Origin of the sequence: Clostridium transplantifaecale, from assembly GCF_900626075.1 — a bacterium.
Classification (GTDB): domain Bacteria; phylum Bacillota; class Clostridia; order Lachnospirales; family Lachnospiraceae; genus Otoolea; species Otoolea transplantifaecalis.
In genome coordinates this window covers 808,672-820,406 of record NZ_UYZY01000001.1, presented here as the reverse complement: position 1 = coordinate 820,406, position 11,735 = coordinate 808,672, and the positions used below count along the sequence as shown (strand labels likewise).

The 11,735-nt window shown below is 50.0% G+C and carries 10 protein-coding genes; 9 read left to right on the top strand and 1 reads right to left on the bottom strand.

What is annotated here, in order from left to right; translation table 11 throughout:
• Nucleotides 1–57 precede the first annotated feature (57 nt).
• The 9 genes from EJL91_RS03485 (at nucleotide 58) to EJL91_RS03445 (ending at nucleotide 11,060) form a co-directional block, all read left to right on the top strand.
• Nucleotides 58–252: a hypothetical protein gene (locus EJL91_RS03485; RefSeq protein ID WP_125140560.1), complete on the top strand. Its 195-nt coding sequence runs from the start codon at nucleotides 58–60 to the stop codon at nucleotides 250–252.
• Between the two features lie 269 nt (nucleotides 253–521).
• A complete protein-coding gene (locus EJL91_RS25335) occupies nucleotides 522–599 on the top strand; it encodes a potassium-transporting ATPase subunit F (protein ID WP_125140998.1) in 78 nt (25 codons plus the stop codon).
• 28 nt (nucleotides 600–627) lie between these two features.
• Nucleotides 628–2,340: a potassium-transporting ATPase subunit KdpA gene (gene kdpA / locus EJL91_RS03475; RefSeq protein WP_125140559.1), complete on the top strand. Its 1,713-nt coding sequence runs from the start codon at nucleotides 628–630 to the stop codon at nucleotides 2,338–2,340.
• 49 nt (nucleotides 2,341–2,389) lie between these two features.
• Nucleotides 2,390–4,474 (top strand): potassium-transporting ATPase subunit KdpB, encoded by a 2,085-nt coding sequence (kdpB, locus tag EJL91_RS03470; RefSeq protein ID WP_125140558.1) that lies wholly within the window; start codon nucleotides 2,390–2,392, stop codon nucleotides 4,472–4,474.
• Nucleotides 4,475–4,490: 16 nt separating this feature from the next.
• Nucleotides 4,491–5,123 carry a K(+)-transporting ATPase subunit C gene (gene kdpC, locus EJL91_RS03465; RefSeq protein ID WP_125140557.1) on the top strand — a complete coding sequence of 211 codons (633 nt, stop codon included), beginning with the start codon at nucleotides 4,491–4,493 and terminating at the stop codon, nucleotides 5,121–5,123.
• Nucleotides 5,124–5,268: 145 nt separating this feature from the next.
• Nucleotides 5,269–6,609 (top strand): MATE family efflux transporter, encoded by a 1,341-nt coding sequence (locus EJL91_RS03460; RefSeq protein ID WP_125140556.1) that lies wholly within the window; start codon nucleotides 5,269–5,271, stop codon nucleotides 6,607–6,609.
• A 272-nt stretch (nucleotides 6,610–6,881) separates the two neighbouring features.
• Nucleotides 6,882–9,572 carry a sensor histidine kinase gene (locus EJL91_RS03455; RefSeq protein WP_125140997.1) on the top strand — a complete coding sequence of 897 codons (2,691 nt, stop codon included), beginning with the start codon at nucleotides 6,882–6,884 and terminating at the stop codon, nucleotides 9,570–9,572.
• Complete coding sequence (locus EJL91_RS03450; protein WP_125140555.1) at nucleotides 9,565–10,260, top strand: response regulator; 696 nt, start codon at nucleotides 9,565–9,567, stop codon at nucleotides 10,258–10,260. The genes EJL91_RS03455 and EJL91_RS03450 overlap by 8 nt, the downstream gene beginning before the upstream one ends.
• 17 nt (nucleotides 10,261–10,277) lie before the next feature.
• On the top strand, nucleotides 10,278–11,060 hold the full coding sequence (locus EJL91_RS03445) for a class I SAM-dependent methyltransferase (protein ID WP_125140554.1): 783 nt from the start codon (nucleotides 10,278–10,280) through the stop codon (nucleotides 11,058–11,060).
• Between the two features lie 267 nt (nucleotides 11,061–11,327).
• On the opposite strand, the gene EJL91_RS25330 is transcribed toward EJL91_RS03445, so the two are convergent.
• Nucleotides 11,328–11,528 (bottom strand): helix-turn-helix domain-containing protein, encoded by a 201-nt coding sequence (locus EJL91_RS25330; RefSeq protein ID WP_423243422.1) that lies wholly within the window; start codon nucleotides 11,526–11,528, stop codon nucleotides 11,328–11,330.
• Nucleotides 11,529–11,735: the final 207 nt, after the last annotated feature.

Genomic DNA, 11,735 nt, shown 5'->3' with positions numbered 1-11,735 from the left:
ACTTTTACAGATTTAACAGAGCGGGTGCTAGGATAAAGGTGTAAGGAGGAATTGATTATGGTATGTATGATTCGCATATTTCAAAATATTGGACTTAGATTTGACGCCGCGGTTATGATGTTCGCCCATTTGCACCCCGGCCTGTTTACCGCCGGGGCGCTGGTCGGGATTCCGCTTTTTATCCTGGCTGTGGTTTTTGCCGTGACTTCGGCCGTGATGATACCGGCCGCCCTGCTGCTCGGATGGACGTAGGCATTACTTATACAATCTTAATGTGAACCGCATTCGGACTAACACTATTTTTATAAAGCAGGTGCTAGAATCTGAACTATCAATCCGGTGCGTAATCCGTAATTACAGAACCGGCAGCAAAAGGAGGAATAAATATGATGGATCTCTGTATGGCAGGCATCATTTTAGGAAGCTGTTTTCTTATGAAACTGTTCATCGGCTGGTGCGGTTCACAGATAGAACAGGATGGAAAAAAATAACGGTCCAAAGTTTAAAAAGGAGAAAAATGTATGGTATTTTTAGGATTCATCATCGCGGGGATTGCCGCATATCTGGTTTATGCGCTCGTATATCCCGAAAAACTTTAATGCAAAAGTGTGACAGGAGGAAGAGAGAATGTTTCAGATAACAATAACACTGCTCCTATACATGGCGCTCGTGGTTCCGGCAGGAATTTACCTGTACCATGTTGCGGCAAAGCAGAAGACGTTTGCAGATCCCGTTTTCGATAGAGTTGACAACGTGATTTACAGGATCTGCGGGCTTGGCAGGGAAGAAATGAGCTGGAAGGTCTATGCGCTCAACCTGCTTATGACAAATGCGGTCATGATAGCGGCCGGATACCTGATATTAAGACTGCAGGGAATCCTGTTCCTGAATCCGAACGGGATAGAGGGGATGGAGGCGACACTGTCCTACAACACGATCATATCATTTATGACCAATACAAACCTGCAGCATTATTCCGGGGAATCCGGCCTGTCTTATTTAAGCCAGATGGCCGTGATTGTCTTTATGATGTTCACGTCGGCAGCCACGGGTTATGCGGCATGCATGGCCTTCTGCCGTGGTATGTCGGGTAGGCCGATGGGCAATTTCTATGAGGATATAGTAAGAAATACAACGAGAATTTTAATTCCCATTTCCTTTATCGTGGGAATGATTTTAATCTGGCAGGGAACGCCCCAGAATTTCCAGTCTAATTTTACGGTTCAGACGCTGGAGGGCAAATGGCAGGATATCGCCACCGGTCCTATTGCGGCCCTTGAATCCATTAAACACGTGGGGACCAACGGAGGCGGTTTCCTGGGCGCCAATTCATCGACGCCGCTTGAAAACCCGACGATTATCACCAATCTCTGTGAGCTTTACTCCATGATGCTCCTGCCGGGAGCCTGCGTCATTGCCTTTGGAAATATGATTGCGGACAGAAGGAAGAAAGATGGAAAAAAGATTTTCTTTGGAAGCCAGGGAAGGACGGTTTTCGCCTCTATGGCAATCATCTTCGTCATCGGGCTTACGGTCTGCTACAGGGCGGAACTGGCCGGTAACCCGGTGCTTGAAAGTGTGGGACTTAACCAGAGCATAGGTTCATATGAGGGAAAAGAGGTGCGATTCGGCATAGCCCAGTCAGCGCTGTTTACCACGACGACGACCTCGTTTACCACCGGTACGGTCAACAATATGCACGACAGCCTGACTCCCCTGGGCGGCCTGGTGCCCCTGTTACATATGATGTTAAACTGTGTGTTCGGAGGCAAAGGAGTGGGCCTGATGAACATGGTGATGTACGTGATATTAGCGGTCTTTATCTGTGGACTGATGATAGGACGTACGCCGGAATATCTGGGAAAAAAGATCGAGGGAAGGGAAATGAAACTGGTGGCGGTCTGCCTCATTATCCATCCGCTCCTGATTCTCGGTTTTTCGGCTCTGGCCGTATCGACAGCGGGAGGACTGGCGGGGATCACTAGTCCGGGATTCCATGGACTGTCCCAGGTGCTTTACGAGTATAGTTCCTCGGCGGCGAATAACGGTTCCGGGTTTGAGGGACTGGCGGATAATTCCGTTTTCTGGAATGTCACGGCGGGACTTGCGATGTATTTCGGACGCTTTCCGGCAATCATCCTGCAGCTTGCAATCGCCGGGAGCATCCTGGCAAAACGCAGGGTCAATGAAACGGTCGGGACGCTCAGGACGGATAATGTGGTATTTACAATGATTCTCGTATTCATCGTGTATATATTTGCGGCGCTTACGTTCTTCCCGGCGCTTGCACTGGGCCCCATTGCGGAGCATCTGACAATATGGTTTCCGGGACTTATGTAAATTTCATACATTGTCATACACAGGAACTTAGATTAGGAGGCAGGATTTGATGTCGAAAGTAAAACAGCAGACTACAAAATTCATTACAAAAGAGATATTAAAAAGCGCGGTCACAGGAGCATTTCAAAAGTTGGATCCCAGGTATATGATGAAAAACCCGGTCATGTTTGTGGTGGAAACGGGATTTCTTATAACGCTTTTACTGTGTTTTATGCCTAACCTCTTCGGGGATGTGGCCCATTCCGGAGGACTTTCCGCGGGAACGCTCCGGATTTACAACGTCTTCGTAACACTGATTCTTTTCATTACCGTATTATTCGCTAATTTTGCGGAATCGGTGGCCGAGGGGCGCGGCAAGGCCCAGGCGGAAACGCTTAAAAAGACAAAGAAGGACACCACCGCCCACCTCATTCTTCCGGACGGCTCCGAGAAGGATGTCTCTGCTGCGGAGCTTAAAAAGGGCGATGTGGTGATAGTGAGGATGAACGAACTGATCCCCAATGACGGCGAAGTGATAGAGGGAATTGCCTCGGTGGATGAATCGGCAATTACAGGTGAGTCGGCTCCCGTCACCCGGGAATCGGGAGGTGATTTTTCCTCCGTCACCGGCGGCACGACCGTGGTTTCGGACTGGCTTAAAATAAGGATTGCCGCGGAGCCTGGAGAGTCCTTTCTGGATAAGATGATAGCCCTGGTGGAAGGGGCATCCAGGCAGAAAACGCCCAATGAGATTGCGCTCAATACACTTTTAGTCGGTCTGACGATTATTTTCCTGATTGTCATAGTGTCCCTCTATCCTTTCGCTGTTTACTCCGGGGTTCACATTCCGGTGGCTACCCTGATTGCACTGATGGTGTGTCTGATTCCCACCACGATAGGCGGCCTTTTGTCGGCCATCGGCATTGCGGGTATGGACCGTGTGACGCGTTTTAACGTCATTGCCATGTCGGGTAAGGCGGTGGAGGCCTGCGGTGACGTGGACACGATGATTCTCGACAAAACGGGAACAATCACCTTTGGAAACAGGCTTGCAGCCGATTTCTACCCGGTCTCAGGCGTCTCAAAACAGGAACTGGTGGAGTTCTCTGTTCTGGCCTCCCTGGAGGATGACACGCCGGAGGGTAAATCCATCGTGGAACTGGGGCGTCAGATGGGCGCGAAGTCAGACAAAAAAGACGGTGAAAAGATGAGCTTCATTGAATTTACCGCCCAGACGAAAATGTCCGGCGTGGATTTAAAGAACGGCCTGAAGCTCAGAAAAGGAGCGGGCGAGGCCGTCAGGGAGTTTGTAACGGATAGGGGAGGAGCGGTGCCGCCCGATTTGGATGGAATCGTGGAGAGCATATCAAAACTGGGAGGTACGCCTCTGACAGTCTGCGCGGACAATCAGATTTACGGAGTGATTTATTTGAAAGACACGGTGAAGCCGGGGCTGGTGGAGCGGTTTGCAAGACTCAGGGAGATTGGAATCAAAACGATTATGTGCACCGGTGATAATCCGTTGACGGCGGCGACAATCGCAAGGGAGGCCGGGGTGGACGGTTTTATTGCAGAGTGTAAGCCGGAAGACAAGATTACCGAAATTAAAAAAGAACAGGCCCAGGGAAAAATCGTGGCGATGACGGGAGACGGTACCAATGACGCGCCGGCCCTGGCCCAGGCGGATGTGGGAATTGCCATGAACTCCGGCACCCAGGCGGCAAAAGAGGCGGCCAACATGGTGGACCTGGACTCCGATCCGACCAAGATTCTGGAGGTGGTGGAGATTGGAAAGCAGCTTCTGATTACCAGGGGCTCGCTTACCACATTTTCGATTGCGAACGACATTGCCAAGTATTTTGCTATTATTCCGGCCATGTTCCAGCTTGTGATTCCCCAGATGAATATGCTGAATATCATGAAGCTGACGACACCTTACAGCGCCATCTTATCGGCTCTTATCTTCAATGCCGTCGTCATTCCGGGGCTGATTCCTATCGCGATGCGGGGCGTGAAATATAAACCGATGCGCTCGGAGAAAATGCTGCTGAAGAACATGGGGATCTATGGAATCGGAGGAGTGGCGGTGCCGTTTATCGGTATCAAGCTGATTGATATGATAGTGGCTCCGATGCTTGCCATGTTGGGATTATAATCAGGAGGAGACAGATATGAAATTATTTTTTACCTATTTAAAAAAAGCGGTGGTGTGCACAATCGTGCTTGGTGCGCTCTGCACCATTCTGTATCCGGCGGCCCTGACCCTGGCAGGCCAGATCCTGTTCCCGGCTCAGGCAAACGGAAGCCTGATTAAGGCCGTTGTCGGCGGTAAGGAGCGTACGGTCGGCTCAAAGTATGTGGGGCAGCAGTTTGAAGAACCCTGGTTTTTCCACGGCCGCATTTCCTCGGTCGGCTATAACTGTTACACAACAGAGGAGAAGGAGGACAAAAGCTACGGCGGAGTTGCTTCCGGGTCGTTCAACTATGGAAATTCCAATCCCGATTTGAAAACACGGGTGGAGGCGGATCTGGAATCATTTATGAAGTCCAACCCCGGTGTCAGACGGGAGGATATTCCCGCCGATCTTTTGACGGCCTCCGGCTCCGGCCTGGATCCCCACATTACGGTTCAGGGGGCGAAGGTGCAGGTGGAAGCGGTTTCGAAAGCCTCGGGCCTTTCGGAGGAAGAACTGTATCAGATTATTGAGGACAATACCGAGGAAAAGGTCCTGGGGATATTCGGAGAGGAGAAAGTGAATGTGCTGGGGTGTAATCTGGAAATAGCGGGGAGAATGGGAAAATAAGGATGCTGGCGGGATGGAAAGAGTGGAAAATCCCCCAATTTCCGTTCTGTCTATGACCTATTTCTTTTCGATGATATGTTATTGACACATGGTGCAGCAGGGAATATAATTGTCATCGCGTTCGAATGAGAAAGAAGGTTTTGCGATGACTCGGGATATGACGGAAGGGAATATTACGAAACACCTGTTACTGTATTCGGTGCCGCTTATATTCAGTGATTTGTTACAGCAGCTTTACCACACGGTGGATTCCGTAGTGGTGGGGCAGTTTAAAGGGAAAGAGGCGCTGGCGGCGATTGGGGCGGCCGGGCCGATTATGAATATTCTGATTTTTATGATTGCCGGAATCACGATGGGAGCATCCATTTTGATGGCGGAATACTTTGGCGCTAAGAATTATAAGAGGCTCAGGGAAGAGCTGTCCACCTCGCTTGGCGCCGGACTGATTCTGACCGTTGTATTGACGGTATTGTTTTACGCCGGAAGTGATTTTTTCATACGGCTCACACGGACTCCTGTGGAAATTTCCGCTTTGGCGGCAAGGTATCTGAGGGTGATTTCCGGAGGGCTTATCTTTACGTTTCTTTATAATATCCTGGCGGCGGCCCTGCGAGCGACCGGGGATTCAAAAACATCGCTCTATGTTTTGATGTTCAGCACGGCAATTAATATCTTCCTGGATGTCTATTTTATCAGGAACCTTCAGCTGGGAGTTCTGGGGGCGGCCTATGCCACCGTGATTTCGGAGGCGGTTTCATCGGTGGCGCTGCTTATTTATATCTACAGGAAAGTGCCTGCCCTGTGCCTGAAGCCTTCGGAAATACGGATTGATCTCCAACTTTTGAAAAGCACCGTGAATTACAGCTCAGTTTCAGCCCTTCAGCAGACCATGCTTTATCTCGGCCGTTTACTGGTGCAGTCGGGGGTCAATACCCTGGGAGTGGATGCGATTGCAGCCTTTAATGCGGCATCCATCATAGACAGCTATGTGCTGGCGCCCGGGAGCAGTATTGCTTCGTCGGTAACCACTTTTTCGGCCCAGAACAAGGGCGGCAGGAAATACGACCGCATTCCGAAGGCATTTAAGATTACAATGGTGATAGCCGTCACTTATACGGTTTTTGTCACATTTGCTATTCTGTTTGCCGGACGGCCGCTGTTTGAGATTTTCCTGAAACCCAGTGAGACGAATGCCATTGCAATCGGCCTTGCCTATCTGCGTCCGATGGCCTGCTTTTATTTTATGGCGGGAATCACATACAGTTTCCAGGGATATTTCAGAGGTATAGGAAAACTGAAATTTACGCTTATGGGTACCCTGATCCAGATGCCGATCCGGATTATACTTACTTACAGCCTGATTGCGGATATTGGACTGAAATCGGTTGCCGTAGGAACGACATTGGGATGGACCTGCATGATTATTTTTGATATTTATGTATATAAAAAGTATGGAAGTTCCTTCGAACAGGTTCAGGAGAAGTAAAGAGAGCGGAGGAAGGGACAGCGAATGAGAATGAATCCCTCCGGCGGATATAAGGATCCCCGGAGGGATTTTTTGTCACCGGTTTCCCAAAACGCCGTTTTTACGGGATTAAGCTGTGGCGCTGGGGGAAATCTTAATGCAATCTTAATACCATCCGCTTATTTCCTTATACGTCTTTTAAAAATAGTCTGATATACTGTAACCGATTAGGATGAAGGAAATGAATGGAAGAGAATCGTTACGGTATATTCTCACAGACAGAGGTGATTTTTATGGAAGAAAACAGAAGCAGCCCCGAGGAATTTTTACGCCGGATTAAGAACGAGGAAGAGGCAAAAAGCAGGGGCAGCCTGAAAATATTTTTTGGATATGCAGCAGGGGTGGGCAAAACATATGCGATGCTGCAGGCCGCCCATGAGGCAAAACGGCGCGGCATTGATGTAGCTGCCGGTTATGTGGAACCTCATGCACGCCCTCAGACCGCCCGGCTGCTAAATGGGCTGGAGCTTCTGCCGGCCAAAAGAATCCGCCACGGCGGCATTACGCTGCAGGAGTTTGACCTGGACGCGGCCATAGCGAGAAAACCGCAGCTGATTCTGGTAGATGAGCTGGCGCACACTAACGCGGAGGGATGCCGCCACCGGAAACGGTACCAGGATGTGAGGGAACTGCTCAATAACGGCATCGACGTCTACACAACAATCAACGTCCAGCATATTGAGAGCCTTAACGACCTTGTCGCCTCCATCACGGGCATTACGGTGAGGGAGAGAATCCCGGATTCTGTATTTGACAATGCGGAGCAGGTGGAGCTTGTGGATATTGAGCCGGGTGAACTGATTGAACGCCTGAAAGAGGGTAAGGTTTACCGGAAAGAGCAGGCCGAAAAGGCGCTGGGAAATTTCTTTTCAGTGGAGAATCTCGTTGCGCTGAGGGAAATTGCGCTGCGCCGGTGTGCGGACCGGGTCAACCGGATGTCGGAGCAGTCGGGAGGGAAGGTGAACAGGAGCCTTGCCGATGAGCACATTCTGGTATGTCTGTCGGGTTCGCCGACTAATGCGAAAATTATCCGCACTGCGGCCAGGATGGCGGCGGCATTTAAGGGGAGTTTTACGGCTGTGTTCGTGGAAACGCCGGATTTTGCATCCTCCTCCGAGGAAAATAAGGAGAGGCTCAGGCAGAACGCCCGCCTTGCGGAGCAGCTCGGGGCAGCGATTGAAACCGTATACGGGGAGGACATCGCTTTTCAGATTTCCGAATTTGCCCGCCTGTCCGGCGTATCGAAAATTGTACTCGGCAGAAGCAGCACGCGCCGCAGTTTTTTATTGGGGCCACCGCCGCTAACCGAGAGGATTACCAGGATAGCCCCTAATCTGGATATCTATATTATTCCGGATCAGATTGCCCTGTCTTACCGGGCGCGGCCCCATTTTACAAAGAAACAGAAGCTTTCCATGGCTGAGGTTGCAAAGAGCCTCCTGGTGCTTGCGTCCGCTACGGCGGTCAGTTATCTGTTCGACCTGCTTCAGTTCAGCGAGGCTAATATTATAACCATCTATATTCTCGGCGTGCTGGTGACCGCGGTTGTCACATCACACCGGCTGTACAGCCTGATTAGCTCCGTGATCAGCGTCCTGCTTTTTAACTTTCTGTTCACAGCGCCCAGATTTACGTTTAACGCTTATGACCCAAAGTATCTTGCCACCTTTCCGATTATGTTTATAGCGGCATTTCTGACCAGTTCCCTGGCGGTCAAGATTCAGCGTCAGGCGCGTCAGGCCGCCGAGACAGCCTATAGGACCAGGGTGTTGTTTGACACAAACCGGGCGCTCGGCAATGAAAAGGATCTGACAGGGATGATTTCCGTGACATGCAACCAGTTGACAAAGCTGCTGAACCGGGATATTCTGTTCTACAGAATCCGGAATGGTGGTCTGGCAGCCCCGCAGCTCTTTGCCGTCCACAGTGAAACCCCGCTGTCGGCCTATACCGATGAAAATGAGCGGGCAGTGGCAGCCTGGGTTTTCCACAATAATAAGCGCGCGGGCGCGACAACCGGGACATTGGGAAATGCCAGGTGCCTCTATCTGTCCGTGCGGATGTCGCAGGAGGTATTCGGAGTCGTGGGAATCGCTATAGACGGGGAGCCTCTCGATGCATTTGAGAACAGCATCATGCTTTCAATTCTGGGGGAATGTGCCCTGGCGCTTAGGAATGATAAGGTGTCAAAGGAGAGGGAGGCAGCCGCGCTGATGGCGAAGAATGAACAGCTCCGGGCCAATCTGCTGCGCTCCATTTCACATGACCTGAGGACGCCCCTGACCTCGATATCCGGAAATGCGGGAATCCTGCTTTCCAGTGAGGACTGCATTGACAGGGAGAAACGGTTAAGGCTCTATGAGGATATTTATGATGATTCCCTCTGGCTTATTAATCTGGTGGAAAACCTGCTGTCGGTTACAAGAATTGAAGACGGAACGATGAAACTGCGGCTGACGGCAGAACTCCTCGATGAGATTATTGCAGAGGCCCTGCGCCACACGGATCGAAGACGGGCTGAACACAATATCCGGGTGTTATCGGATGATTCCCTCCTGCTGGTGAGGGCGGATGCGAGGCTGATTATGCAGGTAATTATCAATCTGGTCGATAACGCCATTAAATACACGCCTCAGGGTTCAGAGGTAACGGTTGAATCCAAAAAGGAAGGGGGAGCCGCCGTCGTGACCGTAGCGGATACGGGCGAAGGTATCTCCGGAGAGGCTAAAAAACATATCTTTGATATGTTCTATACCGCAGGAACAAAGGTGGCCGACAGCCGCCGCAGCCTCGGCCTTGGCCTGGCTCTCTGCAAATCAATTATTACGGCACACGGAGGGACAATTACGGCCACGGACAATGTGCCCCATGGAGCTGTCTTTACATTTACTTTACCACTTGAGGAGGTAACACTGCATGAATAAACCGTTAATTTTGGTAGTGGAAGACGATGCTGCCGTCAGAAATCTCATCACCACAACGCTGGAGACACATCAGTACCGGTTCCGGACCGCTGCGACGGGGGAGACGGCCATAACAGAGGCGGTTTCCTATAATCCAGACGTGGTTTTGCTGGATTTGGGACTTCCCGATATGGACGGGATTGATATTATACACAAGATTCGTTCCTGGGCCAAGACGCCCATCATCGTACTCAGCGCCAGAAGCGAAGATACAGATAAAATCGACGCTCTGGACGCGGGAGCGGACGACTATCTGACAAAGCCCTTTTCCGTGGAAGAGCTGCTGGCCCGCCTGCGCGTCACCTTCCGCAGGCTGAACGACTCAGGAAACGGTTCGACGCCGGTTTCTGTCTTCACAAACGGAGATATGGAAATCAATTATGCGGCAGGAACCGTTACCCTGAAAAAGGAGGAGCTTCATCTGACTCCAATTGAATATAAACTGCTCTGCCTGCTGGCGAAAAATGAAGGCAAAGTTCTGACGCATACCTATATTACAAAAGAAATATGGGGAAGCGCCTGGGATAACGATGTGGCGTCTCTGAGAGTATTTATGGCGACATTAAGAAAGAAGATTGAGGCAGATCCATCCAATCCCCAGTATATCCAGACGCATATCGGAGTGGGGTACAGGATGCTGAAGGTCTAGGGAAGGAACGGAGAGTTATGGCGTTAAGAAGCGGGCTTCAATGGACATTTGATTTGGAAGCTGAAAAGTATGAAAAAATGCGTCCGGGATATGTTCCGGAGTTATATGAGGATATTTGGAAGTATATTACAATCGATCGGTCGAGCCGTGTTGTGGAAATTGGAATTGGAGGAGGGCAGGCGACCTTGCCGGTTCTAATGAAAGGATGCAAAGTGACTGCCGTGGAATGCGGAGGCAATTTGGCGGAGCTGTGCCGTCATAAATTCAGGGGATTTTCCGATTTTTCAGTTGTAACGGCTAAATTCGAAGATTTTAACTGTGAAAGTAATTCCTGCGATCTTGTATACTGCGCATCCGCATTTCACTGGATCCCGGAAGAGACGGGATATGCGAAGGTCTATGATATACTGAGAAGCGGGGGCGCATTTGCCCGGTTTGCTAACCATCCATACATAGAGAAAGGCAGGGGAGGACTCGGGGAAACACTCCAACAAATCTACTCGCTATACATGCCCGGTTCCTCAAGCCCCGGCGAGTACCGGGAGGAAGATGCGCGGAGGAGTGCAGAAACGGCGCTAAAATACGGATTTACCGATATAAGCTGTCGGCTCTATCACAGGACAAGGGTTTTTACGGCGGAAGAATACACCGCCCTTCTTGGCACGTATTCCGACCATATTGCGATTGAAGAACAGAAAAGAAGAAAATTCTTTTCGGAAATAGAACGGGCCATTCATCATTCGGGCGGCACAATCACCCTATTTGATACAATTGATTTAGAGCTTGCCCGGAAACCCTGAGAGGAAAAGAAATTGCGCTCAACTTACCGCCTTAAATTTAAATGGCATAGCCAAAACTGGCTATGCCTCAAAGTGCAATACGCCATACGTATCCGGGCTTGCCCGCTTGCCTGATTAGCGCTCAAAGGGGGGAAAACTGTATCAGGCGGGACTGGGTAAGGATACAAAGTATTGCCGGGACTGTTGATTCATTGACACAGCTATCTTACCATCATCGGTATCATCAGGAAGATCGCTTTCACGAAGTCCGTTTTCATTCGTATCTCCTTAATACTTTAAATCAAATATTTCGGTCACATCCATACGCAACCCTTTAGCGATCGATATCATCGTATTTTGAGTTGGAGAAGTATCTCCGATCGCAATCTTGTTAAGCGTCGTATGCGATATGCCGGTCATTCGTTCAAGTTGCCGGTAAGTCAAATTTCTCTTGTCCATGATTACCTGTAGTTGGTTCCCTATTTTCACTGTCAAACCTCTTTTTCATGTCTCTTTTTTAAGGCGCGCGCTTGTCTTATAGCGATAGTATAGCATGAAGTCTGTCAGGAATGTTTTACATTATTTGATAAAGTTCAGTAACATTCGACAAACCGGCAGGGCTTACCCTTGCGCAGCGGGCGCACCATTTCTTCTGTGCCTCCTGTTGCACAAAAATTATACAATCGGCATCTTTTT